Below are 25,504 nucleotides of genomic sequence, written 5' to 3'. Positions count from 1 at the left end.
TCGCCTTCGCCGGACTGACCGTGAAGAAGCTCTACCAGGGCCAGCGCTGACCCACGTCTAGGAACTGCCACCCATGATCGAGATCCCGTCCGACCTCCACAAGGACCTCGTCCCCCTCGCCTTCCTGCTCGGCAACTGGGCGGGCGCGGGCGTGCACGACTTCCCCGGCTCCGAGAAGTGCAACTTCGGCCAGGAGGTGGCCTTCACGCACGACGGCCGGGACTTCCTGGAGTACCGGTCCCACACCTGGGTCCTGGACAACGACGGGAACAAGGTCCGCCCGCTGGAGACGGAGCACGGCTTCTGGCGCATCGACGCCGACCGCAAGGTCGAGGTGACCATGGTCCGCCACGACGGCGTCGTGGAGGTCTGGTACGGCGAGATGGCCGACAAGAAGCCGCAGATCGACCTGGTGACGGACGCCGTGGCGCGTACGGCCGCCTCCGGCCCGTACACCGGTGGCAAGCGGCTCTACGGCTACGTCAAGAGCGACCTCATGTGGGTCGGCGAGAAGCAGACCCCCGAGGTCGAGCTGCGCCCGTACATGTCCGCCCACCTGAAGAAGGTCGTCACCCCGGAGGACGTCGAGCGCTGGGCCAAGGCCCTCCCCGACGACATGCCGGACGACGGGATCGCGTTCTTCAAGTGAGCCCCGGACGCCAGCCCCGGAGGGCTGACGTAGTTCTACACTCGTCGGTGTGGTGAGCACCGACTGGAAGAGCGATCTCAGGCAGCGCGGCTACCGGCTGACGCCGCAGCGGCAACTCGTGCTCGAAGCCGTGGACACCCTGGAGCACGCGACCCCCGACGACATCCTCGCCGAAGTGCGGAAGACGGCGTCGGGGGTCAACATTTCCACGGTCTACCGGACCCTGGAGCTCCTGGAGGAGCTCGGGCTGGTCAGCCACGCGCATCTGGGGCACGGGGCGCCGACGTACCACCTCGCGGACCGGCATCACCACATCCACCTCGTCTGCCGGGACTGCACGAACGTCATCGAGGCGGACGTCTCCGTGGCCGCGGACTTCACGGCCAAGCTGCGGGAGACCTTCGGCTTCGACACGGACATGAAGCATTTCGCGATCTTCGGACGGTGCAAGGACTGTTCAATGAAGACTTCAACTACCGAGTCGTAGGCTTAGCGCTATGAAGAGCCCTCTGCTGACCCTGCCCGGCGCCGTCCCCGCCGAGGGCGTGGACGAAGGCGTCGCCGCCCACTACGGCGATCTGTTCCGCGAGCAGCGTGCCCTCGCCGACGGCACCGGCTTCGTCGACCTCTCGCACCGCGGGGTCGTCACCGTCACCGGGGCGGACCGCCTCAGCTGGCTGCACCTGCTGCTCACCCAGCACGTCAGCGAACTGCCCACGGGCGAGGCCACCGAGGCGCTGATCCTCTCCGCCAACGGCCACATCGAGCACGCGCTGTACCTGGTGGACGACGGCTCGACGGTCTGGGCCCATGTGGAGCCCGGCACCCAGGAGGCGCTGATCGCGTACCTGGAGTCGATGAAGTTCTTCTACCGGGTCGAGGTCGCCGACCGGACCGCCGACCGCGCGGTGGTGCACCTGCCGGCCGGCTCGATCGCCGAGGTCCCCGAGGACGCCGTGGTCCGCGAGACCGCGTACGGCCGCGATCTCTTCCTGCCCCGCGCCGACCTGGAGTCCTTCGCGGAGAAGGCGGGCCCGCCGGCCGGCCTCCTCGCCTACGAGGCCCTGCGCGTCGAGCACCACCGCCCGCGCCTGGGCTTCGAGACCGACCACCGTACGATCCCGCACGAGCTGGGCTGGATCGGCACCGCGGTGCACCTGCAGAAGGGCTGCTACCGCGGCCAGGAGACGGTCGCCCGCGTCCAGAACCTGGGCAAGCCCCCGCGCCGCCTGGTCTTCCTCCACCTCGACGGCAGCGAGGTCCGCCTCCCGCCCGCCGGCACGCAGCTCCGGCTCGCCGACGAGGACCCCGACGGCCGCAAGGTCGGCTTCATCACCACGTCCGTACGCCACCACGAGCTGGGCCCGGTCGCCCTGGCCCTGGTCAAGCGCAACGTCCCGCTGGACGCGCGGCTGATCGCGGGCGACACGGCGGCCGCCCAGGAAGCCGTCGTAGAACCCTAGATCTCCAGGAGCACGGTGAACGGGCCGTCGTTCGTCAGGGACACACGCATCCTGGCGCCGAAGCGGCCCGTCGCCACCGTCGCGCCCAGGGCGCGGAGTTGGGAGACGACCTCGTCGACGAGGGGCTCGGCCACGTCGCCCGGGGCGGCCGCGTTCCAGGTGGGGCGGCGGCCCTTGCGGGCGTCGCCGTAGAGGGTGAACTGGCTGATGACGAGGAGCGGGGCGTCGATGTCGCTGCACGACTTCTCGTCGTCCAGCATGCGGATCGACCAGAGTTTACGGGCCAGTTGGGCCGCCTTCTCCTTCGTGTCCTCGTGGGTGACACCGACCAGGACGCACAGCCCCTCGCCCTCGATCGCCCCCACTGTTTCCGGACCGTGTTCCCCGTCCACGACGACGCTCGCGCCGTCCACCCTCTGCACCACTGCACGCATGCGGCCATGATGCCGTACCGCTTTTCCGGATCTCTATTTGATCCTTAACCCCCCATCTGGGGCCGATCGGGGGCACTCGGTCACATAGCGGCCACTTGGGGTGGCACGATGCTTCCACACGCCGGTCGAGGGGACGGTAGAGGCACATGAGCACACCGAGTACCGGGCAGCAGCCCGGGGCTGTCTCGCTGACCCGCACGGGGGAGCTGGGCCGTCTCCGGCCGCCCGTGCAGCGCAGCGCCACGGACGTGGACGGCCCGCGGCTGCCCGCGGATCCGCCCGAGCACGACCTGACCGTGCTGAGCCTGTCCGAGCTGCGCACCCTGCGCCGGGACGCGCAGCGCGACGAGGCCGACCTCAGCTATGTAAGGCGGCTGCTCCAGGGCCGTATCGACATCCTGCGGGCCGAGCTGGCCCGCCGTTCGCCGCGGGGTGCGGCCTCCGTCGTCGAGCGGCTCCCGGAGATCCTCCGGGACGCGCCGGCCCGGTACCGCTCCTCCGCCCGCCATGTCACGCTCGGGACGCCGCACAGCGAGGAGTACCGGCTGCTGGCGGCGGAGATGCTCGCCGAGGTCGAACTCTCCGACCTCGGCGCCCGCACGGACCCCGAGCTGACCGAGGCCATGGCCCGCCTCGTCCGCTACGAACAACAGGTCTCCCGCCGCCGTCAACACCTCCAACGCACCACCGACGACTGCAGCGCGGAAATCACCCGCCGCTACCGAGAGGGAGAGGCCCAGGTGGACGACCTCCTGGTCTGACCCACCCGCAGCGGCGGCAGCCCCAGGTCCCTTGTCGGCGCCGGTCGGTGCATCCAGCCCGTCCGGCGTTCGAGGACGGGGCGGTGGCCGTCCCGAGCCCCCACCCACCCGCGGGGGCGGCAGCCGTGGGTCTCTTGTCGGGGCCGGTCGGTGCATCCAGCGCGTCCGGCGTTCGAGGACGGGGTGGTGGCCGTCCCGAGCCCCCGCCCACCCGCGGGGGCGGCAGCCGTGGGTCTCTTGTCGGGGCCGGTCGGTGCATCCAGCCCGTCCGGCGTTCGAGGACGGGGCGGTGGCCGTCCCGAGCCCCCACCCACCCGCGGGGGCGGCAGCCCCGGGTCCCTTGTCGGCGCCGGTCGGTGCAGACAGCCCGTCCGGCGTTTGAGGACGAGGCCGTTCAGGCCGATGAGGGGGTCCGGGGGCGCAGCCCCCGGGGACGGGACGGGTAGGGGCGGCGGGGGCGAGGGAAAACGTCGCGACAGCCCCGCAGGCCCGCGCCTACCGTGAGTCCATGACCCGCGCCGCTGACATCGACATCCACCCCGTCACCGAGGCCGAACTCGCCGACTGGCACCGCGCCCTGAACACCGGCTTCCTGCGCGAGCCGACCCTCACCGAGGAGCAACTCGCCGCCCGCCAGCCCTGGTTCGTCCCCGGCCGCCTGCTCGGCGCGTTCGACGGCGACCGCTGCGTCGCCACGTTCCGCTCCTTCGACCAGCAGCTCACCGCCGTCGGCGGCGCATCCGTCCAGGCCGACGCCATCTCGAACGTCACCGTCTCGCCCACCCACCGCCGCCGCGGCCTGCTCGGCCGCATGATGGAACGGGACCTCGCGGCCGCCAGGGAGCGCGGTGACGTCGTCGCCACCCTCATCGCCGCCGAGTACCCGATCTACGGCCGCTTCGGCTTCGGCCCCGCCACCACCCTGGCCGAGTGGACGGTCGACGTGCCCCGGGCCGGCCTCGACCCCCGCTGGTCCGGCCCCGAGGACGGCGGCCGTATCGACCTCGTGGACGCCGCCGACGTACGCAAGCTCGGCCCCGAGCTGCACGAGCGACTGCGCCGCGCCCAGCCCGGCGCGGTCAGCCGCGACGACCTGTGGTGGCAGACGGCCACCGGCGTCGTGAAGTTCTTCCACAACTTCGTCGAGCCCTACTACGCGGTGTACCGCTCGGCCGCGGGCGAGGTCGAGGGCATGGTGGCGTACACGGCCGACCACCACTGGGGCGACGGCAAGCAGCCGCTCAACACGGCGGTGGTGAAGTGGCTGATCGGGGTCACCCCGGCCGCCGAACGCGCCCTGTGGCACTACCTGTGCTCGATCGACTGGATCACGACCGTCAAGAGCGGCTGGCGGTCCCCCGACGACCTGCTGCCGCACTTCCTGCCCGACCCGCGCGCCGCCCGGCTCACCACCCAGGCCGACTGGCTGTGGGTGCGGATCCTGGACGTCGTACGGGCCATGGAGGCGCGCACGTACGACAGCGCCGGGACGCTGGTGCTGGACGTCGTGGACGGCGGCGGCCGGTACCGCGTCGAGGCGGACGCGGACGGCGCCGGAAGCTGTGCGCCCACCACCGACGGCGCGGACCTCGTCCTCGGCCTCTCCGACCTGGCCACGCTGTGGCTCGGCGACCAGTCCGCCGTACGGCTGGCCGCGCTCGGCCGGGTGCGGGAAGAACGAGCGGGCGCCGCCCGGCTGGCCGACGCCCTGCTGCGTACGTCCGGGCGGCCTTGGTGCCCGGACCTGTTCTAGCCCCTTCCTGCCGATGACAGGCCTGTTCCTCCGTACTCATCCGTAGCGTGCTGTTCAGTTGTGGTTGTTGTGCGGTGGTGCAGACTGGCCGGGCTCCCGGCTCCCCTCCGGAAGGGAGCCCGGTCAGCCGGATTCTGGGCCTCGGACCGCCAACCCCTGAAAAAGCTTGACCATGTTGCTCAAGTTGGCGACCAACTTCACTCTTCTTATGGCCGTTGGGAAGCGGCTCATAACCACCTTCCCGTGAACTGCCCAAAGATGGCGGGAAGTTGTACCGTTTTGTCGTGGACCCGAAACACGCCTCCGTCAATGGGCGGGACAGGTCGCAGCGGCCACAGAAGTCCCACCGTGACGTGGCCGACGCGCTGCGCGCCCGGATCAGATCCGGCGAACTGCGGCCCGGCCAGCGCATGCCGACCCAGGCCCGGCTGGCCGACGAGTTCGGTGTCGAGCGCGGAGCCGTACGCCAGGCGCTGCGCATCCTGCAGTCGGAGCGGCTGCTCACCAACGTCTCCAAGGGCAGCCCGGCCACCGTCGCCCTGGACCCCGGCCGGGCGCTGACCGGCCCCGGAGCACCGCCGCAGCCCACGATGGTGGCCCTCGCGCCCCGGATCGCGGAGGCCTTCGCCGCCCCGCACGTCGAGATCGACGCCCTCTGTCTGACCTCCATCTCCCTCACGCTCGCCATCGGCGAACCGCTGCGCCGGATCCACGCGGGAGAGCTGAATCCGGCCAAGGTCGACGTCCGCGTCCTGCTGCCGAGCCGCAAGATCGACCTCGCCTTCCCGGCCCCGGTCGACGTGACGGCCGCGGGCCGGCTGCGCCGCCACTGGCTCGCCCAGCGCAACGCCCAGGGCCAGGTGCTGCGGCACAATCTGCTCGCCCTGCGGTCCACGCACGGCATCGACGTGCGGGTCACCTTCCGCGCGCTGCCCTTCACCCCGCCGGTCAAGCTCTACCTGCTCAACGGCGCCGAGGCGCTCTTCGCCTACTACACGCTGACGCGCCGCGAGGAGGAGATCGACCACGAACACCTGGAGATGTACGACGCCGAGGGCACCCAGTCGATGCTGTTCGCCTTCGAGCAGGGGGCCGCGCTGCGGGACACCACGTTCGTGGAGCAGTCGCACCTGTGGTTCAACGCGCTGTGGGAGACGATCAGTTCGGAACTGCTGTTCACGAGCTGATCGCCCCCAGGGCGGCTGATCCGGGTACCGCACGGTCACAGGGCCGGTCCCGAGACCAGGAGGGCGAGCACGACGGCGCCGACGGAGCTGACGGCCGGGCTCTTGGCCTTGACGCCTATGGTGAGCAGGAGCAGACCGACGAGGCCGGTGGTGCCGTAGGCGACTTGCACCGTCTGTTCGATGCCGACGACGACAACGGCGGCGAGGAGGGCGAGAGCGGGCACGATGGTTCCCCCTTCTGGACGTCCAACTTGATCCCAGGGTTCCGCCAACTCGGCCAAGTTGGTGCCAACTTTGATTATGTTGTCCCCACTTGGTTAGTACTCATAAACAAGTTACGAACAACTCCCCATAGATGGGATGGAGTTGTAGCGTTTGGTCGTGACCCAGGAGAACGTGGCAGTGAACGGCAGCAGAAGGCTCTCGCCCCAGGAAATCGCCGACATCCTGCGGGAACGCATCCGCGTCGGAGACCTCAAGGCGGGAGACCGCCTGCCCACCCAGGCCGAACTCGCCGAGGAGTTCGGCGTGGAGCGCGGCACCGTCCGCCAGGCCCTGCGCGCCCTCCAGGAGGACGGCCTGCTCAGCAACGTGAGCAAGGGCAGCCCACCGCGCATCGCGGCACCGGGCCCCGCGCGCGGCGAGCCGAAGCCGACGATGGTGGGTCTCGCGCCCCGCCTGGTGGAGGCGTTCTCGGCCCGCCGGGTGCGCGTGGACGTCGTCTGCCACACCGCCGAGACCCTGATGCTGGCGCTCGGCGAGCCGCTGCGCCGGATCCATGCGGGCACCGTCCGCCCGGAGTCGATCGACGTACGCATCCTGCTCCCCTCCCGGGAGATCACTCTGGCCTTCCCCCGCCTGGTCGAGGCCCACGGCGAGGACGATCCGGTGCACAAGCGCTGGCTGTCGATGCGCAACGCCCAGGCCCAGGTGCTGCGTCACAACCTCCAGTCCTTCCGCTCCACACACGGCATCGACGTCCATGTCGCCTACCGTGCCCTGCCGTTCACCCCGCCGGTGAAGCTGTACCTGCTCAACGGTGTGGAGGCGCTGATCGGCTACTACGTGCTCACCGAGCGGGCGGAGGAGTGGGAGAGCCAGACCCTGGAGATGTACGACGCCCTCGGCTCCCAGTCGCTGCTCTTCTCCTTCGTCAAGCAGGCGGCGGAGCGGGACGCGGCCTTTGTGGAGGAATCCCAGAAGTGGTTCGACGCCCTCTGGGAAACCATCACCACGGACCTGACACTCTCCTAGTGACTTCTGATACGAGGCAGACTGAACCGGTGGCGGCCGAGGCGGAGAGCGACCCGGACATGCTCCGGGAGCTGGTCGGGAACGCCCGTGTGGTCCTCTGGGACTTCGACGGGCCCGTCTGCCGCCTGTTCGCCGGTCACGCGGCCGAGCGGGTGGCGACCGACCTCGTGGAGTGGCTGGAGGGGCGGGGCCTGCACGGTCTGCTGACGGAGCGCGAACGCGAGACCCTCGACCCGCACGTCGTGCTGCGCGCCGTGGACCGCCGGCACCCCGGCAGTGACCTGGTGGCCGAGCTGGAGGAACGTCTCACCAAGGAGGAACTGCGGGCGACGGCCTCCGCGATGCCGACCCCGTACGCCGACCCGCTGATCCGCACCTGGACGGCGGTCGGCGCGCGGCTGGCCGTCGTCACGAACAACTCCCCGCGCGTGGTGCGCACCTATCTCTCCGGCCGCGGCCTGGAGGGCTGCTTCGCCCCGCACGTCTACGGCCGCACCCAGAACCTGCACCACCTCAAACCCCACCCCCACTGCCTGCACCGCGCCCTGAACGCGATGGGTGCGGCCCCCTCCGCGGCCCTGATGATCGGCGACACCCCCTCCGACCACGAGGCCGCGCGCAGCGCCGGGGTCCCGTTCCTCGGCTACGCGCGCAACGGGCGCAAGGAGGGGCTGCTGCGGGAGGCCGGGGCTACGGCGGTGGTGGGGTCGCTGTGGTCGTTGCTGAGGGTGATCCGCGGGCAGGGCTGACATCGGCCTCGGCCTTTCCGTCATCCGGATTGGTGCGTTCAACTTGCCGTCCAATTGGACTGGTTGCTTGATGTGGGTCTGCCCCTACCGGTAGATCGCCTAACCAACTCGCGCGCAGTGCAGCCCAATTGGCCGGATGCCGGTGTGCGGTTGCAGGGCGGGCGGTACGGTCCAGTGGTGGACAAGGAGTACGAGAGGCTCGCCGGCGAGCTCAGGAACCGGATCACCGACGGCACCTACCCGATGGGCGTCAACCTGCCCTCCCAGCGGGAACTGGCGGCCGAGTTCGGGGTCTCCCGCGACACCGTCCAGCGCGCCCTGCGGGAACTGGTCGGCGAGGGCTGGATCGAGTCGCGGCAGGGCAGCGGCTCCCGGGTGGTGACCGACACCCGCCGCATCCAGTCCCCGCCCGCCGCCCGCCGCAACTTCGGCCCGGTCACGCTAGGCCCCCTGATCAGCGAGGCGTTCGAGCGCCCCGAGGTCACCCTGGACGTCTACACGCTCACCTCGGAGTCCCTGGAGGCGCACATCCGCCTCCAGGCGGAGCGCATCCGGCGCGCCGAGATCCAGCCCCGGAGCATCGCGCTGCGCATGCTGCTGCCCGCCGAGGACATGGTCATGCCCTACCCCCGGTCCCGGGACGACCCCTCCGACCCGCGCCCGGGCGAGCGCATGCGCGAGATGAGCCGCCGGTACACCGCCTCGCTGCGACGCCTGCTGCGGGATCTGAGGACCGAGGAGTACGTGCAGCACATCGACGTGGACATCCGGCAGGCCCCGCTGACCCCCGCCTTCAAGCTCTACCTGCTCAACGGCGTCGAGGCCCTGCACGGCATGTACGAGGTCATCGTGCGCCCCATGGAGCTGGACACCGGCGAGGTGATCGAGTCCTACGACGTGCTGGGCCTCGGCGCCACGCTGACCCACCACATCAAGGACGAGGACCCGGACTCGCCCGGCTCCGTCTTCGTGGACAGCATGCGCGTCTGGTTCGACTCGGTGTGGCACCAACTCTCCCGGTAGCGCCCGGTGCCGTGCGCTAGCATGCGCGCACCGCTGAGCGATCGTTCCTCCGCGCACGTGTATGAGGCAGAGCGGCCCTCCACCCCCTTGTGCCCCTCCCGCCCGGATCCGGGCGTGCCTGATACCGCCCGCACCTAGGTTTTGCCAGACCCTTCCGCCTCTCGCGATGCACCGGAGCGACCTGTGGGCGCACCACCTCTGCCCCTTCCCCACGTGGGAGAACGCACCACCCCCTCGGAGATCTGGTCCCTCGTGCTGCGGGCCACGCAGCAGGGCCAGTCGGCCCGGGGACACCACAACCAGAACTACGTCCTGCCGGTGACCGAGGAGGCCGCCCCGCACCTCGGCCTCGAAGCCGGCACCTCGGTGACCGTGCGCATGCGGCAGCCCAGGACACTGCCGGTGGTGATCAGGACCTGGCAGGACGAGGCCGCGATCCTCGACGCCGTCGGCAGTGTCCTGCCCGCCCCGAAGTGCCTGGTCCGGACGAGCCAGTTCGCCATCCACAGCTATGTGGAGGGCGTCCCGCTGTCCACCGTGTGCGGCAACGGCAGAGCCGTGGACGGCGAACTCGTCACCGAACTCGCCCACCTGCTCGCCCGGATGACCGAGGTGTGCCCGCGGACGCTGCCGCCGCTGCCGTTCGGCTGGCCGCGCGACCACGGGGACAGCAGCGGCTTCCTGCGGACCCTGGCACGCATGGCGGACCGGCAGATCCGGCAGCCCAACTGGGACGACTTCGGCGGCCTGTTCGTGGCCCTGGGCGTGCCCGAGGACGCCCTGAAACGCTTCGCCGACCGCGTGCCGGAGCTGGCCCCACGTCCGTACAGCCTGCTCCACGCCGATCTGCACCGGGACAACCTGATCGTGTCGTACGGCGGAGCCCCGCCGCTGATCTGCGTCGACTGGGAGCTGGCGACCTACGGCGACCCCCTGCACGACCTCGCCACGCATCTCGTGCGCATGCGCTATCCGGACCACCAGTGGGAGGAGGTCACCGGGGCCTGGGCGGACGCCATGGAACGGATCCACCCCGCGGCCACCCGCGGCATGGCCAAGGACCTGCGCCGCTACGTCGCCTTCGAGCGGGCGCAGTCCGTCTACCCGGACGTGATGCGCGCCGCACGGTCCCTGCTGGACTCGCCCGACCAGAGGAGCCTGGACGAGGCGACGGCGTCGGTGCACCGGGCGCTCGGGGCGGCGGCCGGGCCGCTCGAGCTCAGGAACCTGCCGGGCGAGCAGGAGATCGAGACGATCCTGCACCGGTGGCGGGAGGCCAGACTCGGCGAGGGGGCGCCGCGGGACCGGAACCGCGGCTGGACCCGGGACAGCCGGGTTCCCGAGCGGTCGGAGTTCCCGGACTCCGCCGTGACCGAGGCGCTGCACGCCGAGGGCGCGGCCCCGGCGAACCGGGTCTTCAAGGGCACCGGGCACCTCAACTCCGTGGTGCGGGTACCGGGTACGGACTTCCCGGTGGTGGTGCGCCGCAAGGTGGCGAACGTCTGCCGGCGCGAGCGCGGATACCTGAGCGAGCACGCCGTGCTCCGCGTCATCGAGGAGTCGCAGTGCGGGGTCTCGGCGCCCAGAGTCCTCGCCCTCGGCAAGTGCAGTCGGCGGGAACCTTTCGCCATCCACTCCTACGAGGGCCCGCCCCTCGACTCCGGGCTGCGCCCCGCCCACCCGGTGGACGGACTGCGGCTGCTCCAGGCGGACTGCCTGGTGGACCAGCTGCACGCCCTGACGACGGTCGACTACAAGAAGGTCGACCCGACCGCGGGCGAGGGGCGCTTCTACCCCTGGCTGTGCGGTCAACTCGTAGAGCTCGTCGCCGAGTTGCCGAAGGAGTCGCAGCAGCTCGCCCGGCTGCTGGGGCTGCCCGACGCCGAGCGGCTGGACCGGGTGCTGGCCCAGTACCAGGTGCGCGAGCGCACCCCCGTCCTGCTGCACGGCGACCTGAACCCGTGGAACCTGGTGTGCGCGCCCGACGGCCGGGGGCTGACCATCATCGACTGGGAGATGGCGGTGGTGGGCGACCCGCTGTACGACCTCGTCCGGCACATACACCTCACCCCCGTCCGACAGCACCTGCGCGAGCGCATGCAGGGGCGCTGGGCGTCCAGGCTGGCGCCGGAGCACACCGCGGGCTGGCGCGGTGACTGGCGTGCCTACCAGCGGGTCGAGATCCTGCGCTCCGCGTACGTCGACCTGGACCGCCTGGTGACCGGCACCAGCCTGGACGCGCCCAACGTCCGCCGTGCCGTGGACGCCTACGCGGTCACCCTGAAGGCCGCCGTCGGCATCCTGGGCCTGCGCACCCGCCTGACCCCGAACCGCTTCCTGACCCGGGCCCTGGCCTGAGACCGCGGCGTGCCGCACTGCGTACGCTCGACCCATGAGTGAGACCGGCCTGCGGGAGCGCAAGAAGCGGCGGATGTACGAGGCCGTGTCGGACATCGCCGTGCGGCTCTTCCTGGAGAAGGGGTTCGAGGCGGTGTCCGTCGCGGAGGTCGCCGCGGCCGCCGAGATCTCCAAGCCGACGCTGTTCCGGTACTTCCCGGCCAAGGAGGACCTGGTCCTGTACCGGATCGCCGATCACGAGGGGGAGGCCGCGCGGGTGGCGGGGGAGGGGCCGACGCCGCTGGAGGCGTTGCGGCGGCACTTCCTGGACGGTCTTGAGCGGTGCGATCCGATCACCGGGCTCAACGACCATCCGCAGGTGCTCGCCTTCCACTCCCTGCTGTACGGCACCCCCGCGCTCATGGCCCGGATGTTCGGCTGGTTCGAGCGGTCCGAGGCCGCCCTCGCCGAGGCGCTCGGCGGAGGCCTGGACGGGCGGCTGGCCGCGGGGCAGATCATCGCCGTACAGCGGGTGCTCGCGCAGGAGAACTGGCGGCGGATCGCGGCCGGGGAGCGGGCGGCGGAGGTGAAGGCGGACGCGGTGGCCGCCGCCGAGCGGGCGTTCGGGCTGCTGGAGAAGGGGCTGCCGGGGCTCACCACCACACGCGAGACTCGGTAAAAAATTTAACTCGGTTACGTTATTTCGCTACGCTCGGTGGAATGACGTCAGCCGACCCTGCCCTCCAGGACGCCCTCCGCCACGAACGCATCCACCACGACCGCTGCCGGGCCGCCCTCGCCGCCATGGCCGCCCACGCCGACGAACAGATCGTCGTCGGCGAGGACGTCTCCGCCTCCGGGGCCGACGCCGAGGTCCTGGGCTACCGGCTGCGCAGCCGCGCGAAGGCCATGCGGGAACTGCCCGAAGGACCGCTGTTCTTCGGCTGCCTGGACTTCGGCGACGGCCCGCACACCGGGCAGCGCTACCACGTCGGCCGGCTGCGGATCACCGAGGACCCCGCTGCCCCGCCCCTCGTCGTCGACTGGCGCGCCCCCGTCTCCCGGGCCTTCTACCAGGCGAGCGCCCGCGACCCGCAGGGCGTCGCCGTACGGCGCAGGTTCGGCTGGGCGGCGGGCAGCCGCGGCGACTCCGCCGACCTCACCGGGCTGGAGGACGAGCACCTCGCACGGGGCGAGTCGCAGGTCAGCGAGATCGTCGCGCGGGAGATCGAACGGCCCCGGGTCGGCCCCATGCGGGACATCGCCGCGACCATCCAGCCCGAGCAGGACGACCTCGTCCGCGCCGACGCCGGTGTCTCCGTCTGCGTCCAGGGCGCCCCCGGCACCGGCAAGACGGCCGTCGGCCTGCACCGCGCCGCCTATCTGCTCTACACCCACCCCCAGCGCATCCAGCGCTCCGGCCTGCTGATCCTCGGCCCCAACCGCACCTTCCTCTCCTACATCTCCGAGGTGCTCCCGGCCCTCGGCGAGACCGGCGTACGCCAGGCGACCCTCGAAGAGGAGATCGCCCGCCGCCCCGCCACCGGCACCGACGACGAACGGGCCGCGGCCCTCAAGCACGACGTCCGGACGGCCCGCGTACTGCGCCGGGCGCAGTACGCGCGCGTGGACGACAACAACGCCGCCCCCCTCGTCGTACCGGACGGCTCCTACCGCTGGCGGGTCGAGGCCGACGAACTGGCCGCGATCGTGCGGGAGGTACGCGCCGAGGAACTGCCGTACGAGGTCGGGCGGGAGGTACGCGCCGAGGAACTGCCGTACGAGGTCGGGCGGGAGCGGGTGCGGACCCGGGCCGTGGGGTGCCTGCGGCGGCAGGCCGAGCGGCGGGCGGGGCCCCGGCCGAACGCCTGGGTGCGCGCGATGAGCGGGCGGCGGGGCGTCGGCGCGTACGTCGACGCCGTGTGGCCGCGGGTGCGGCCGGAGGAGGTGCTCGCCGAACTCCTCTCCGGGCCCGACGAGTTGGCGGCGGCCGCCGACGGCCTGCTCGACGCCGACGAGCAGCAGGCGCTGCTGTGGGCGAAGCCGCCGCGGACCTGGAAGTCGGCCCGCTGGTCGCCCGCCGACCTCGTCCTCCTCGACGAGCTGGCCGGACTGATCGAGCACCCGGAGGGGTACGGCCACATCGTCGTCGACGAGGCGCAGGACCTCTCCCCGATGCAGTGCCGGGCCGTCGCCCGGCGGGCGGCCTTCGGATCGCTCACGGTCCTCGGCGACCTGGCCCAGGGGACCACACCGTGGGCGGCGCGCTCCTGGCCGGAACTCCTCGGCCACCTGGGCAAGCCGGACGCGGCCCTGGTCCCGCTCACCACCGGCTTCCGCATGCCCGCCGCCGTCGCGGAACTGACCAACCGGCTGCTCGCCCGCCTCGACGTCGACGTGCCGCCGGCTCGTTCCCTGCGCCGGGACGGCGGGCTGTGGCTGCGGCGGGTGCCGGCCGCCGAGCTGCCCGCGGCGGTCGCCGCCGCCGTACGCGACGCCCTCGCGCGGGAGGGCGCCGTCGGCGTCGTCGCGGCCGACGCCGACGTACCCCGCCTGCGCACGACGCTCACCCCCGCCGACCGGCTGACCGTGGTACCGGCGAGCCTTGTCAAGGGCCTGGAGTACGACCATGTCGTCGTCGTGGAGCCGCAGACGATCGCCGCGTCCGAACCCCGCGGCCTGCACCGCCTGTACGTGGCCCTGACCCGGTCGGTGTCGACCCTGGAGGTGGTGCACACCGCGGAGCTGCCGTTCTGACGGACCCCGTCAGGGGCGGCTCACCCGCACAGCAACTCGCCCCGCATGCCGCTCGCTCCTACCGCGGGAGCTCCGTCACGTCGGCCACCACGCAGCTGACGTTGTCGGGGCCGCCGAGGCCGTTGGCGAGGGCGACGAGTTCGCGGACCGCCCGCTCGGGCTCGCTGACGTCGCAGAGCACTCGGCGGACTTCTTCGCTCGGCACGACGGTGGACAGACCGTCCGAGCAGAGCAGGTAGCGGTCTCCTCGCCGGGCGTCGTGCAGGCGCATGTCGGGTGTGGAGTCGGCTCCTCGGCCCAGGGCACGTATCAGCAGGGACCGCTGGGGGTGGGAGGCGGCTTCCTCCGGGCTGAGGCGCCCTTCGTCGACCATCGACTGCACCATGGTGTGGTCGTGGGTGATCTGGAACAGCTCTTCGTCGCGCAGGAGGTAGACGCGGGAGTCGCCGATGTGGACGAGGGCCAGCTGCGAGCCGGTCCAGAGCATCGCGGTGAGCGTCGTCCCGGCGTCTTCGGCGTCTTCGGCGTCCTCGGCGTCTTTGGGAGAAGGGGAGAGCCCGCCGAAGACGCCGTGCACGGCCCGCTCGGCCTGGTCGACCGCGTCTTCGAGGACGTTGAGGAGACTGCCCGCCGGGATGCTGTCGGTTTCGAGGCTCTTGAGCGCGTCGACTGCGGCGGCGCTTGCCGGAGCGCCCCCGCTGCCGTAGCCGTCGGCGACGGCGAGCAGGCGGGACCCCGCGTAGACGGTGTCCTGGTTGCTCTCACGGACCAGGCCGGTGTCGGAGAGGGCGGCGTAACGGATGCCGAGGGGCTCGGTGGTCGGGCACATGGCAGGGTCCTTCCGGGAGAGGTGGTCGATGAGGAAGGCGGCCAGGTCCCGCCGTGCGGCGGTGTCGGCCTCGACCTGGGCCCAGAACGCGCGGACCTCCTCGGCCGCCGGACCTGCCGCAAGCGCACAGACCTGCTGGATGCGGGCGAGAGGCATCCCGAGCCGTCGGAGCCAGGCGACCAGTCGGGCCTGCTCCAGTTGCTCGGGTGCGTAGAGGCGGTAGCCGGTCACCGGGTCGACGCGGGCGGGAGTCAGCAGACCGAGCTCGTCGTAAAGACGCAGCGCCTTCGGCGACAGCCGGGACGCCTTCGCGAACGCCCCGATGGTCAGCAACTCCATGCCCGCTCCTCCTCGTGCCGGGCACGTCGCCCGGCCCCACCGATGCTGCGGGCTCCCCCAAGGTGAAGGTCAACCAAGGGTTCTGCCCGGCCCGGGCCGATGGTCTCCCACCCGGTCGGAGGGCGTCCCGACTCGGCAGTCCGTACGTTGGGCCGCATGGCCGACGAATGTTTCACGCACCCACGGCTCGCCGCGATCTACGACCCACTCGACCCCGATCGCAGCGATCTCGACGCGTACGTCCGGATGACGGAGGAGTTCGGAGCACGTCGAGTGCTGGACATCGGCTGCGGAACAGGCGTGTTCGCGCTTCTGCTGGCCGCACGCGGGATCCACGTCGTGGGTGTCGATCCCGCCCAGGCCTCCCTCGACGTGGCCCGAGCCAAACCGGGCGGCGAGCGAGTGCACTGGATCCGCGGCGATGCCACGACCCTTCCGCCGATGCGGGCCGACCTGGCCACGATGACGGCGAACGCCGCCCAGGAGATCCAGGATCCGCAGGCATGGCGCGAGACCCTGCGGGGCGCGTACGAGGCACTGCGGCCCGGCGGTCGTCTGGTGTTCGAGACCCGGGATCCGGCCAGACGCGCCTGGGAGCACTGGAACCGCGAGGCCTCGTACCGCGTGACGCACATCCCGGACGTCGGCGCCGTCCAGAGCTGGGTCCAGCTGATCGACGTCAGCGAACCACTGGTGACGTTCCGCTGGACCTACGTGTTCGCCTCCGACGGCCAGGTACTGACGTCGGACTCCACCTTGCGCTTCCGCGACCGGCAGGAGGTCGAGGCGGACCTGGTCGCCCAGGGATACACGGTGCAGGCCGTACGCGACGCACCCGACAGACCGGGCAAGGAGCTGGTCTTCGTCGCGCGGCGTTCGTAGGAGGGGGGAGGGGGCACCCGGGTTGTCTCTGTAGCGGTGGAGCCCGGCATGACGTAGCGCACTTTTGCAAGCGGGTGCTTGCAATAGTTAGCGTGGGTGGTGCAGGGTGGAGGTATGGCAACGCTCAACGTCGGCAATCTCGGTGAGTATCTGCGTGAGCAGCGGCGCAATGCGCAGCTGTCGTTGCGGCAGCTCGCGGAGGCCGCCGGGGTGTCCAATCCGTATCTGAGCCAGATCGAGCGCGGGCTGCGCAAGCCGAGCGCGGAGGTGCTCCAGCAGGTCGCCAAGGCGCTGCGGATCTCCGCCGAGACGCTGTACGTGCGCGCCGGGATCCTGGACGCGGAGCGGGACCGGGACGAGGTGGAGACGCGGGCCGCGATCCTCGCGGACCCCACGCTGAACGAGCGGCAGAAGCAGGTGCTGCTCCAGATCTACGAGTCCTTCCGCAAGGAGAACGGGTTCGGGATGCCGGACGAAACCCCCCTCGGGGACGTCTCGTTGAGCGACGGTGCGACGGGCGATCAGGACGATCAGGACGGCGAGGACGCCGGGCCCGTGGAGCGCCGTACCCGCACGTCCGGTGGCGGCGAGGACGCCGCGGAGCAGAGACCGCGCAAGCGACGGAGTTCGCCCAAGCGGCAGAGCACGCAGAACACGCAGAGCACGCAGAGCACGCAGAACGAGCAAGATCCGCACGACCCGCAGCAGTCGGCAGGCTGAGCCGAGCTTCATCGGCCGGTCGCACCGCCGCGGGACACAAAAAAACCCTCAACTGCAAGTGATCCGGGAGGACCATCACCATGGCCATCACCGACGACATCCGCAAGGCCGTTACGGACCCGACCCCGCTCTACTTCCTCGCCGGCGCCGGTGATCTGGCCTTCCAGGAGGCCAAGAAGGTGCCCGGTCTGGTGGAGCAGCTGCGCGCCGAGGCCCCGGCCCGCATCGACGCCGTACGCAACACCGACCCGAAGGCCGTCCAGGAGAAGGCCGCCTCGCGCGCCAAGGAGGCCGGTGCCCGCGTCAAGGAGACGCAGGAGACCCTGCAGGCGAAGGTCACCGAGTTCTTCAACACCCTCGACGGCGACCTGAAGAAGCTCGGCACCACGATCGACGCCGACCTGAAGAAGTTCGGCGAGAGCGCCCAGGACTTCGCGCTGCGCGGTGTCGGTGTCGCCGCCGAGTACGCCGTGAAGGCCCGCGAGACCTACGAGAAGGTCGCCGAGCACGGCGAGCAGACCGTGAAGACCTGGCGCGGCGAGATGGCCGAGGAGATCGAGGAGCTCGCCGTGGCCGTCGAGCCGAAGGCCGAGCCGGTCGAGGTCAAGGGGGAGGACAAGGCGGAGGACAAGCCCGCCGAGGCCAAGTCCGCCGCGGCCGCCCCGGCGAAGAAGCCCGCCGCCAAGAAGACCACGCCGCGCAAGACCACCGCGAAGAAGACGACGCCGCCCGCGAAGTAATCGGCGGCATCCGGGCGGGCCGGGCACCTTGGGGGTGTCCGGCCCGTTCTACGGGTACGGTGACCGCGTAGGGACGAGCCGAGTCGGGTGGTGGACGTTGTGCTGATGCAGGGGTTCGCAGGGTTGATGTGGTTGCTCTACCTCGCGATGCTGGCGTTCGCCGTGGTGGCGTTCGTGATGGCCGCCCTCTTCCGTGAGGACGCGTACCGCGCGTCCAGCAAGCAGAGCAAGGGCTTCTGGCTGATCATCCTCGGCATCGCGGTCGCGGTGAACCTCCTGATCCCGATGCTCTTCCTCCAGATCGCGGGCCTCATCGCCTCGATCGTCTTCCTCGTGGACGTACGCCCCGCCCTCATCCAGGTCTCCGGCGGCGGCTGGGGCCGCCGACGCGGGGGTGGCGGCGGCAGCAGCAGCGACGGCCCGTACGGCCCGTGGAACGGCGGGCGCTGACCCCGCAGACTCGCCGCCGGCGCGGGCGCCTCAGCCCGCCCGGTCCAGCAGCAGCACGGCCACGTCATCGGTCAGCTCGCCCCCGTTGAGCTCCCGGACCTCGGTGACCGCCGCGCGCAGCAGCTCCTCGCCCCGCAGTCCCTCGGACAGCTGGCGCCGGACCATCGACACCATCCCGTCCTGCCCGAGCCGCTCCCGGCCCGCGCCGACCCGCCCCTCGATCAGGCCGTCGGTGTAGAGCATCAGGCTCCACTCGGGCCCCAGCTCCACCTGCATCCGCGGCCACCGGGCCCCGGGCAGCAGCCCCAGCGCGGGCCCGTTGTTGTCGTACGGCAGCAGCCGCGCCGCCCGCCCGGGGCGGGCCAGCAGCGGTGACGGGTGCCCGGCGAGGCACAGGCCCGCCCGCCGCCCGTCCGGCGCGATGTCCACCGTGCACAGCGTCGCGAAGATCTCGTCGTCCGCCCGCTCGTGCTCCAGCACCTGCTGAAGCGTCCCCAGCAGCTCGTCGCCGCACAGCCCCGCCAGCGTCAGCGCCCGCCAGGCGATCCGCAGCTCCACACCGAGCGCGGCCTCGTCCGGGCCGTGCCCGCAGACGTCGCCGATCATGGCGTGCACGGTGCCGTCCGCGGTGCGGACGACGTCGTAGAAGTCACCGCCGAGCAGGGCGCGCGAACGTCCCGGCCGGTAGCGCGCGGCGAACCGCAGCGAGGAGCCCTCCAGCAGCGGCGTGGGCAGCAGGCCGCGCTCCAGGCGCCGGTTCTCCTGCGCCCGCACCCGGCCCTCGGCGAGCCGCCGCTCGGCCGAGTCGGAACGTTTCCGCTCCACCGCGTACCGGATCGCGCGGCTCAGCAGCCGGCCGTCCAGCTCGTCGCGCAGCAGGTAGTCCTGGGCGCCCACGCGCACTGCCTCGGCGCCGCGCTCGGCGTCCTCGGACGCGGTGAGCGCCAGGACGGCGTGCCGGGGCGCCAGCTCCAGCACGTGCTTGAGTACGGCGAGCTCGTCGTCCCCCTCCCCCTGGCCGGGGGCGGGCAGCGCGAGGTCCAGCAGGATGCAGTGGACGTCGTCGGTGAGCAGCCGCTCGGCCTCGGTGAGGTTGCGGGCGGCGCGGACCCGGATCGGCCTGCCGGACCGGTCGAGCAGCTCGGGCAGGACCGTGGAGCCGCCCGGGTCGTCCTCGATCAGCAGCAGCGTCAGGTTCGTGTGGGTGCCGTCCTTGGCGTGGGTGTCGTCCTTGGAGGGGCCGCCGGCCGTGGGCGTGCCCTGCGCCTGACCACTTTCCACGGCCGGGATCGCTCTCTGCCGCGGTACGGGTACGGGCATGGTTGTGAGTTCCTTCCCTCCCCCCGAGGGCATGGCGGGTACGAGGGACCTCGACCCACCGACGGGGACCATAGCGGTAGTCGGCGCCGTAAAGGAATGGTGCAGGCCACGTCGGTGGACTCCACGCCGCCGTCATATGCCGCGTTCCGTATCGCAGTTGGGCAGGGCGGAAAGGGCGCGGGGATGACGAAGGTCACGTCCGTCCGGAGCGGGGGCGCGGCCGGCCGTGCGGTGCGTCACGTGACCGGGGTCATGTGACGGAGAACGGAGACACGGGAAACGCGCTCAGGTGCCCGGCCGCACCACGCCCAGGATCGGCATCGAGCCCGCCCCGGCCAGGGTCACCGTGCGCCCGGGGCGCGGGGCGTGGATCATCGTGCCGTCGCCGACGTACATCCCGATGTGGCTGGCGTCGTCGAAGTAGACGATGAGGTCGCCGGGGCGCATGTCCTTGGTGTCGATGCGCTTGAGCTGCTGCCACTGCGCCTGCGAGGTGCGGGGTATGCCCTGGCCGGCGCTGGCCCAGGCCTGCGAGGTCAGGCCCGAGCAGTCGAAGCTGTCGGGGCCCTCGGCGCCCCACTCGTACGGCTTGCCGAGCTGGGCGGTCGCGAACTCGACGGCCCGCTTGCCCTGTGCGGTCGCCTCGCCGTCGATCTCGTCGAGGATGCCGGAGTCGAGCCACTCGGTCTGCGCCTCCTGGGCGGCCTTCCTCTCCAGCTCGGCGAGGCGCTCCTTCTCCTCCGTCTCCAGCTCGGACTCCAGCTTCTCGGCCGCGGCGATCTGCTTCTTGACCTTCGCCTTCGCCTTGGCCTTGGCCTTGCGGTTGGCCTCCAGCTTCTCCCACTGGGCGGAGGCGTCCTTGGCGTACAGCTCCAAGTCCTTCTGGGCGCGGGTCATTTCGGCGAGCAGGCCCTTGGTGGCGCGCTGCCCCTGGATCACCCGGCCGGCGCCGTCGAGGAACTCCTGCGGGTCGTCGCTGAGCATCAACTGGGCCTCGTCGGACAGTCCGCCGGTGCGGTACTGGGAGGCGGCCGCGGCGCCCGCGCGGTCCTTGAGCTTCTTCAGCTTCTTCTTGCCCTGGACGATCTTCTTGGCCAGTGCCACGATCTCGGCCGACTGCTTCTCGGCCTTCTCCTCGGCGGCGTTGTAGGCGTCGGTGGCGACGGCCGCGTCGTGGTAGAGCCGGTCGAGCTTCTCGCGTACGGCCTCAAGCTCCTCGTTGGTCACGGGAGTCGGGGGAGCGGAGGGGGTCGACGTCGGACTCGGCGTCGCGCTCGATGTGGGTGCGGGGCTCGGATTCGCGAACGCGGTGCCGGGTGCCGCCAGCACGGTGACCGCGCAGACCACGGTGACGGCAGCAGTGATCAGGCCGCGCCTGCCCGTACCCATACCTCTTCCCCCAACCTGGTTAACCGTCAGTAACTTGCGGACGTCTGGGGGATCGTGCCATGCCGTGGCGCAAAGCGACAGAGGTCACGACAGACGCAGCGCCACCAGTGACCATCCCCGGCCACGCGTGGCTTCTGCTGCTTCCCCCTTCTCCCGCCCCCACGTTCACGATCTCCCCGCCTTTGTGACGAACGACTCGCGGAGTTCGTTCCCCGCAGGTCAGGGGTGGTACGGCGGCCTCGGCGCGGCGGGTTGCCGCGCACGCCCGTCCACCCTGCGGGCAGTCGTGCCGCTGGGGCGGCACGGGTGGGCGCAGGCGGCACCCCGACAGCGCCGGGCCGCGCGACCCACCCCACCGCCAAGTCACGCCCTTCGCCAAGTCACGCCCTTCGCCGAGTCACGCCCTTCGCCAAGTCCCCCCCGCCAACTCACCCCCGAGGCGCCAACGCCCCCCACGCCACCGTCACTTCGCCCTGTCGCCAGCGCGACGGTCCGTCCGTCACCGGCCAGTCGGCCGTGAGGTCCCGTACCGCGCGGAGCCAGCGCTGGCGGGCGCCGTAGGAGGCGTAGGGCGCGGCGGCGGCCCAGGCGCGGTCGAAGTCGCGGAGGAAGGCGTGGACCGGCTCGCCGGGGACGTTGCGGTGGATGAGCGCCTTGGGCAGCCGTTCGGCCAGGTCCGAGGGGCGTTCCAGGGAACCCAGCCGGGTCGCGAAGGTCACCGTCCGCGGACCCTGCGGCCCGAGCGCGACCCATACGTGCCGGCGCCCGATCTCGTCGCAGGTCCCCTCGACCAGCAGCCCGCCCGGCGCGAGCCGGGAACACAGCCGCTCCCACACGGCGGCGACCTCGGCCTCGTCGTACTGGCGCAGCACGTTGGCCGCCCGGATCAGCAGCGGCCGCTGGGGGATGGGGATCTCGAAGCCGCCGTGCCGGAAGACGAGCCCCTCGCGCTCGTACGGCCGGGCCGCCGCGACCCGGGCCGGTTCGATCTCGACGCCGACCACGCGCGCGCTTGGGGCCGCAGTCCGCAGCCGGGCGAGCAGTTCGACCGCCGTCCAGGGGGCCGCCCCGTACCCGAGGTCGACGGCGACGAGGTCGTCGGCGCGGCGCAGCTCGGCGCCGTGCACCGCGGCGATCCAGCGGTCCATGCGGCGCAGGCGGTTGGGGTTGGTCGTCCCGCGCGTCACCGTTCCCACGGGGCGGGCGGCGGCTGCGCGGGCTGTCATACGTACGAGGGTATGCGGCCGTAGCGCGTCCCGTCGGGCCCGATGGGCGTCGTACGCCCCTGTGCCACGACGCGCCGCGAGGGCGTGTGGCGCGAGGGAACCTCGACCGCACTCGAACGGTTGAGCGACCACAGGTAATGATTCGGCAAAAACACCCCGACGGGAAATGGAGTGGCCCCCTCCGCTGTTCCACCCCTGTGGAGGGCCCGCACGTCCTCCCAGAGGCATGCCCGCAGCGAGGAGGACCGCCACGTGAGCCACTACGTCAGCAGGCTCGGGCGTCGCTCCCCGGCGGCACCCCCGCGGCTGCGCCTGCACCGCCGCCCGCGCCGCGTCGCGATGCTCTCCGTACACACCTCACCGCTCCACCAGCCCGGCACCGGCGACGCCGGCGGCATGAACGTCTACATCGTGGAGCTCGCGCAGCGCCTCGCCGCGATCAACATCGAGGTGGAGATCTTCACGCGCGCGACCACCGCCGCGCTCCCGCCGACGGTGGAAATGGCCCCCGGCGTCACGGTCCGCCACGTCGACGCGGGCCCCTACGAGGGCCTGGCGAAAGAGGAACTCCCCGCCCAGCTGTGCGCCTTCACGCACGGCGTGATGCAGGCGTGGGCCGGCCACCGCCCCGGCCACTACGACCTCGTCCACTCCCACTACTGGCTCTCCGGCCACGTCGGCTGGCTCGCCGCCCAGCGCTGGGGCGCCCCCCTGGTGCACGCCATGCACACCATGGCCAAGGTCAAGAACGCCAACCTGGCCGCCGGCGACACCCCCGAGCCCGCCGCCCGCGTCATCGGCGAGACCCAGATCGTCGCCGCCGCCGACCGCCTCATCGCCAACACGGCGGAGGAGGCCGACGAACTCGTACGCCACTACGGCGCCGAACCCGCCAAGGTCGCCGTCGTCCACCCCGGCGTGAACCTCGACCGCTTCTCGCCCGCCGACGGCCGCGCCGCCGCCCGCGCCCGCCTCGGCCTGCCCCAGGACGCCCTGATCCCGCTCTTCGCGGGCCGTATCCAGCCCCTGAAGGCCCCGGACGTGCTGCTGCGCGCGGTGGCCGTCCTCCTGGAGGAGCGGCCCGAGCTGCGCTCCCGCATGGTCGTCCCGGTCGTGGGCGGCCCCAGCGGCAGCGGCCTCGCCAAGCCGGAGGGCCTGCAGAAGCTGGCGGCCCGCCTCGGCATCGCCGACGTGGTGTGCTTCCGCCCGCCGGTCGGCCAGGACCAGCTGGCGGACTGGTTCCGGGCGGCCTCGGTCCTCGTCATGCCCTCCTACAGCGAGTCTTTCGGCCTGGTCGCGATAGAGGCCCAGGCGGCCGGCACACCGGTCCTCGCGGCCGCGGTCGGCGGCCTGCCCGTGGCCGTACGGGACGGAGAGACCGGCTTCCTCGTCCAGGGCCACCAGCCCGCGGCCTACGCGCGCGTGCTGAGCGACTTCGCCGACAACCCCCTGCTGTCCGCCCGGATGGGCGAGGCCGCCGCCCGGCACGCCCAGTCCTTCGGCTGGGACACCGCGGCCGCCGCCACGGCCGACGTCTACACGGCCGCGGCCCAGGCCCACCGCCGTCGCGTACGCTCGCACCATGGCTGAGGCAGACAACGCAGCGCGGGTGATCGAGGGCTTCCTCAAGGACGCCGAACTCTCCTGGGAGAGCCCCGAGCCCGGCACCTACGTCGTCCAGCTCCCCGGCACCCGCAAACTCTCCACCACCGTCTCCCTCCTCCTCGGCCGCCACACCCTCTCCCTGAACGCCTTCGTCATCCGCCACCCCGACGAGAACGAACCCGGCGTCCACCGCTGGCTCCTGGAGCGCAACCTCAAGCTCTACGGCATCGGTTACGCCGTGGACCACCTCGGCGACATCTACGTCACCGCCCGCCTCCCCCTCTCCACCATCACCCCCGAGGACCTCGACCGCCTCCTCGGCCAGGTCCTCGAAGCCACCGACGGCGCCTTCAACACCCTCCTGGAACTGGGCTTCGCGAGCGCCATCCGCCGCGAGTACGAGTGGCGCGTGTCCCGAGGCGAACCGACCCACAACCTGGACGCGTTCACGCATCTGCTCCGTCGCCCGTCGGCGTGAGGCACTGGTCTGAATTGACGCAGAAGTCGCGGTTGTTCCTGAAGGGAATTCAGTCGACTTGCAGGCGCCGTCGGCTGAGGAATCGCGTCTTCCCGGTCCACGGCGCAGGAACTGTGGGGCGAACCTGCTGCGGGCGGGGCAAAGATGCTGATCTCAACCGAGATCGGAGCAGCCCAACAGGTGGCCAGGCTGGCGCCACAGCGTTGCGCCCGGACCACGCCGAGTACTTCAAGGCCCACCCCCGCCCGGTCCCAAGACCCTCCGCGGAAACGTGACCTCGGATCTCCAACAGCTGTTCCTTTTGCTGGCCGCGATCTGTCTCGTCATTGGTGCGGTCGGAATCGCCCACACGACATTGGTGGCCGTTCTGGAGCGCCCCGGCGAGATCGGTCGGCGGCGGGCCCTGGGAGCCAGAGGCGGTCACATCACCCTTCAGTTCTTGGCAGAATCCGGCTCGTTGGGCGCCCTGGGCGGTCTTATAGGCACCAGCCTTGGCACGCTGACCGTGGTCGCCGCTCCGGCCATCGGGTTGGTCACCGGACTGGTGGCTGGCCTTTACCCTGCGTGGCGCGCTGCTCGTATCCAGCCGGCGGAGGCACTGCGCCGATGGACCGCCGTCCGTTCGATGCGGTGGGCTCTGTCACAGGCCGCGGTCTTCTTCCACTGTGTGGTGGGTGAGGCCGCGGCATTCGTCTGTGTGCACGACCCGCCGCTTCAGACGAACTTCTCGCACGGGACACGTACAAGACCAGCCCCCCGCGGCGTCATGAGGAATGCGAGCGCGGACGTGAGCAGGGGGCGTCGGCTCGGGCGACGCAGGCAGGCCCAGTGGGGCGCGGCGGGACTCACGCTCGGTGTCGGTGCTCCTGATGACCGCGGCCGGCGGGACGGCCGAGGTGCAGGTCAGTGTGCAGGGCGGCTTCCCACTCACCACGACGGCTCGGTGCAGATCGCCTACGAGGACACGGACGGGACGTTCGTGCGGCGCACCGCCGATGTCCTGCGCGAGGACCGCACCCGGATCGTGATCATCGTCTCGAACGGCACGGACAGCAAGCACGGCCCGGCGCAGGTGAACACTCCGCCGCTGACCATGGAACAGGTCACGGAGATCGCCGCGAGCACGAAGTGGCAGCCGTGGGTCGCCCGCGGCTGAACG

25 protein-coding genes and 1 pseudogene are annotated in these 25,504 nt (G+C 71.5%); 20 read left to right on the top strand and 6 right to left on the bottom strand.

All coding sequences use genetic code 11. The features are described 5' to 3' along the window. Positions 1 to 73 precede the first annotated feature (73 nt). Genes ICC28_RS17070 through ICC28_RS17060 form a run of 3 tightly spaced genes read left to right on the top strand, consistent with a single transcriptional unit; the run spans position 74 to position 2,112 of the window. Positions 74 to 649, top strand: coding sequence for an FABP family protein (locus ICC28_RS17070; protein WP_188289420.1), 576 nt, complete (start codon positions 74 to 76; stop codon positions 647 to 649). Between the two features lie 49 nt (positions 650 to 698). Next, positions 699 to 1,136, top strand: coding sequence for a Fur family transcriptional regulator (locus ICC28_RS17065; RefSeq protein ID WP_188289419.1), 438 nt, complete (start codon positions 699 to 701; stop codon positions 1,134 to 1,136). 10 nt (positions 1,137 to 1,146) lie between these two features. Beyond that, positions 1,147 to 2,112 carry a YgfZ/GcvT domain-containing protein gene (locus ICC28_RS17060; protein ID WP_188289418.1) on the top strand — a complete coding sequence of 322 codons (966 nt, stop codon included), beginning with the start codon at positions 1,147 to 1,149 and terminating at the stop codon, positions 2,110 to 2,112. Here the strand turns inward: ICC28_RS17060 and dtd are convergent. Further along, the gene (gene dtd, locus ICC28_RS17055) at positions 2,109 to 2,546 is read right to left on the bottom strand and encodes a D-aminoacyl-tRNA deacylase (RefSeq protein WP_188289417.1); all 438 of its coding nucleotides are present in this window, start codon (positions 2,544 to 2,546) and stop codon (positions 2,109 to 2,111) included. The genes ICC28_RS17060 and dtd overlap by 4 nt on opposite strands. A gap of 146 nt (positions 2,547 to 2,692) precedes the next feature. Here dtd and ICC28_RS17050 point away from each other — a divergent pair, with 146 nt between their 5' ends. The 3 genes from ICC28_RS17050 (at position 2,693) to ICC28_RS17040 (ending at position 6,247) form a co-directional block, all read left to right on the top strand. Continuing rightward, complete coding sequence (locus ICC28_RS17050; protein WP_188289416.1) at positions 2,693 to 3,307, top strand: aerial mycelium formation protein; 615 nt, start codon at positions 2,693 to 2,695, stop codon at positions 3,305 to 3,307. 508 nt (positions 3,308 to 3,815) lie between these two features. Beyond that, on the top strand, positions 3,816 to 5,060 hold the full coding sequence (locus tag ICC28_RS17045; RefSeq protein ID WP_188289415.1) for a GNAT family N-acetyltransferase: 1,245 nt from the start codon (positions 3,816 to 3,818) through the stop codon (positions 5,058 to 5,060). A 284-nt stretch (positions 5,061 to 5,344) separates the two neighbouring features. Then, a complete protein-coding gene (locus ICC28_RS17040) occupies positions 5,345 to 6,247 on the top strand; it encodes a winged helix-turn-helix domain-containing protein (RefSeq protein ID WP_282702901.1) in 903 nt (300 codons plus the stop codon). 35 nt (positions 6,248 to 6,282) lie between these two features. Here ICC28_RS17040 and ICC28_RS17035 read toward each other — a convergent pair whose 3' ends face one another. Next, positions 6,283 to 6,471: a hypothetical protein gene (locus ICC28_RS17035; protein WP_188289413.1), complete on the bottom strand. Its 189-nt coding sequence runs from the start codon at positions 6,469 to 6,471 to the stop codon at positions 6,283 to 6,285. Positions 6,472 to 6,622: 151 nt separating this feature from the next. On the opposite strand from ICC28_RS17035, the gene ICC28_RS17030 reads away from it, so the two are divergent. From ICC28_RS17030 to ICC28_RS17005, 6 genes are all read left to right on the top strand, one after another. Beyond that, the gene (locus tag ICC28_RS17030) at positions 6,623 to 7,501 is read left to right on the top strand and encodes a winged helix-turn-helix domain-containing protein (RefSeq protein ID WP_188289412.1); all 879 of its coding nucleotides are present in this window, start codon (positions 6,623 to 6,625) and stop codon (positions 7,499 to 7,501) included. After that, complete coding sequence (locus ICC28_RS17025; RefSeq protein WP_188289411.1) at positions 7,450 to 8,250, top strand: HAD family hydrolase; 801 nt, start codon at positions 7,450 to 7,452, stop codon at positions 8,248 to 8,250. Before ICC28_RS17030 ends, ICC28_RS17025 begins: the two co-directional genes overlap by 52 nt. 177 nt (positions 8,251 to 8,427) lie before the next feature. After that, the gene (locus tag ICC28_RS17020; protein ID WP_317454033.1) at positions 8,428 to 9,273 is read left to right on the top strand and encodes a GntR family transcriptional regulator; all 846 of its coding nucleotides are present in this window, start codon (positions 8,428 to 8,430) and stop codon (positions 9,271 to 9,273) included. A 213-nt stretch (positions 9,274 to 9,486) separates the two neighbouring features. After that, positions 9,487 to 11,631: an aminoglycoside phosphotransferase family protein gene (locus tag ICC28_RS17015; protein ID WP_317454032.1), complete on the top strand. Its 2,145-nt coding sequence runs from the start codon at positions 9,487 to 9,489 to the stop codon at positions 11,629 to 11,631. Positions 11,632 to 11,665: 34 nt separating this feature from the next. After that, positions 11,666 to 12,289 carry a TetR/AcrR family transcriptional regulator gene (locus tag ICC28_RS17010; RefSeq protein WP_188289409.1) on the top strand — a complete coding sequence of 208 codons (624 nt, stop codon included), beginning with the start codon at positions 11,666 to 11,668 and terminating at the stop codon, positions 12,287 to 12,289. 41 nt (positions 12,290 to 12,330) lie between these two features. Next, positions 12,331 to 14,367 carry a HelD family protein gene (locus tag ICC28_RS17005; protein ID WP_188289408.1) on the top strand — a complete coding sequence of 679 codons (2,037 nt, stop codon included), beginning with the start codon at positions 12,331 to 12,333 and terminating at the stop codon, positions 14,365 to 14,367. Positions 14,368 to 14,425: 58 nt separating this feature from the next. Here the strand turns inward: ICC28_RS17005 and ICC28_RS17000 are convergent, their stop codons facing one another. Next, the gene (locus ICC28_RS17000) at positions 14,426 to 15,535 is read right to left on the bottom strand and encodes a protein phosphatase 2C domain-containing protein (RefSeq protein WP_188289407.1); all 1,110 of its coding nucleotides are present in this window, start codon (positions 15,533 to 15,535) and stop codon (positions 14,426 to 14,428) included. Between the two features lie 156 nt (positions 15,536 to 15,691). Here ICC28_RS17000 and ICC28_RS16995 point away from each other — a divergent pair, with 156 nt between their 5' ends. From ICC28_RS16995 to ICC28_RS16980, 4 genes are all read left to right on the top strand, one after another. Further along, a complete protein-coding gene (locus ICC28_RS16995; RefSeq protein WP_188289406.1) occupies positions 15,692 to 16,417 on the top strand; it encodes a class I SAM-dependent methyltransferase in 726 nt (241 codons plus the stop codon). A gap of 114 nt (positions 16,418 to 16,531) precedes the next feature. Next, a complete protein-coding gene (locus tag ICC28_RS16990; protein ID WP_188289405.1) occupies positions 16,532 to 17,137 on the top strand; it encodes a helix-turn-helix domain-containing protein in 606 nt (201 codons plus the stop codon). 80 nt (positions 17,138 to 17,217) lie between these two features. Further along, positions 17,218 to 17,877 carry a hypothetical protein gene (locus ICC28_RS16985; RefSeq protein ID WP_188289404.1) on the top strand — a complete coding sequence of 220 codons (660 nt, stop codon included), beginning with the start codon at positions 17,218 to 17,220 and terminating at the stop codon, positions 17,875 to 17,877. 105 nt (positions 17,878 to 17,982) lie between these two features. Next, positions 17,983 to 18,327 carry a DUF2516 family protein gene (locus ICC28_RS16980; RefSeq protein ID WP_223188965.1) on the top strand — a complete coding sequence of 115 codons (345 nt, stop codon included), beginning with the start codon at positions 17,983 to 17,985 and terminating at the stop codon, positions 18,325 to 18,327. A 30-nt stretch (positions 18,328 to 18,357) separates the two neighbouring features. On the opposite strand, the gene ICC28_RS16975 is transcribed toward ICC28_RS16980, so the two are convergent. From ICC28_RS16975 to ICC28_RS16965, 3 genes are all read right to left on the bottom strand, one after another. Next, the gene (locus tag ICC28_RS16975; protein ID WP_188289403.1) at positions 18,358 to 19,647 is read right to left on the bottom strand and encodes a PP2C family protein-serine/threonine phosphatase; all 1,290 of its coding nucleotides are present in this window, start codon (positions 19,645 to 19,647) and stop codon (positions 18,358 to 18,360) included. A 285-nt stretch (positions 19,648 to 19,932) separates the two neighbouring features. Then, complete coding sequence (locus tag ICC28_RS16970) at positions 19,933 to 21,036, bottom strand: C40 family peptidase (protein WP_188289402.1); 1,104 nt, start codon at positions 21,034 to 21,036, stop codon at positions 19,933 to 19,935. A gap of 428 nt (positions 21,037 to 21,464) precedes the next feature. Further along, the gene (locus ICC28_RS16965; RefSeq protein WP_188289401.1) at positions 21,465 to 22,262 is read right to left on the bottom strand and encodes a class I SAM-dependent methyltransferase; all 798 of its coding nucleotides are present in this window, start codon (positions 22,260 to 22,262) and stop codon (positions 21,465 to 21,467) included. A gap of 252 nt (positions 22,263 to 22,514) precedes the next feature. Here ICC28_RS16965 and mshA point away from each other — a divergent pair, with 252 nt between their 5' ends. The 4 genes and pseudogenes from mshA (at position 22,515) to ICC28_RS40585 (ending at position 25,501) form a co-directional block, all read left to right on the top strand. Then, positions 22,515 to 23,852 carry a D-inositol-3-phosphate glycosyltransferase gene (gene mshA, locus ICC28_RS16960; protein ID WP_188289400.1) on the top strand — a complete coding sequence of 446 codons (1,338 nt, stop codon included), beginning with the start codon at positions 22,515 to 22,517 and terminating at the stop codon, positions 23,850 to 23,852. Next, positions 23,845 to 24,345, top strand: a complete 501-nt coding sequence (locus ICC28_RS16955) for a YbjN domain-containing protein (RefSeq protein WP_188289399.1) — start codon at positions 23,845 to 23,847, stop codon at positions 24,343 to 24,345. The genes mshA and ICC28_RS16955 overlap by 8 nt, the downstream gene beginning before the upstream one ends. A 93-nt stretch (positions 24,346 to 24,438) precedes the next feature. Then, positions 24,439 to 24,952: pseudogene (locus ICC28_RS16950) on the top strand (ABC transporter permease); the annotation flags it as partial. Between the two features lie 336 nt (positions 24,953 to 25,288). Next, positions 25,289 to 25,501, top strand: a complete 213-nt coding sequence (locus tag ICC28_RS40585; RefSeq protein ID WP_223188964.1) for a hypothetical protein — start codon at positions 25,289 to 25,291, stop codon at positions 25,499 to 25,501. Positions 25,502 to 25,504 lie beyond the last annotated feature (3 nt).

It is taken from the genome of Streptomyces sp. TRM68416 (assembly GCF_014596915.1).
Classification (GTDB): domain Bacteria; phylum Actinomycetota; class Actinomycetes; order Streptomycetales; family Streptomycetaceae; genus Streptomyces.
The sequence above is the reverse complement of the archived record's forward strand: the minus strand, read 5'-3'. Positions and strand labels throughout refer to the sequence as shown.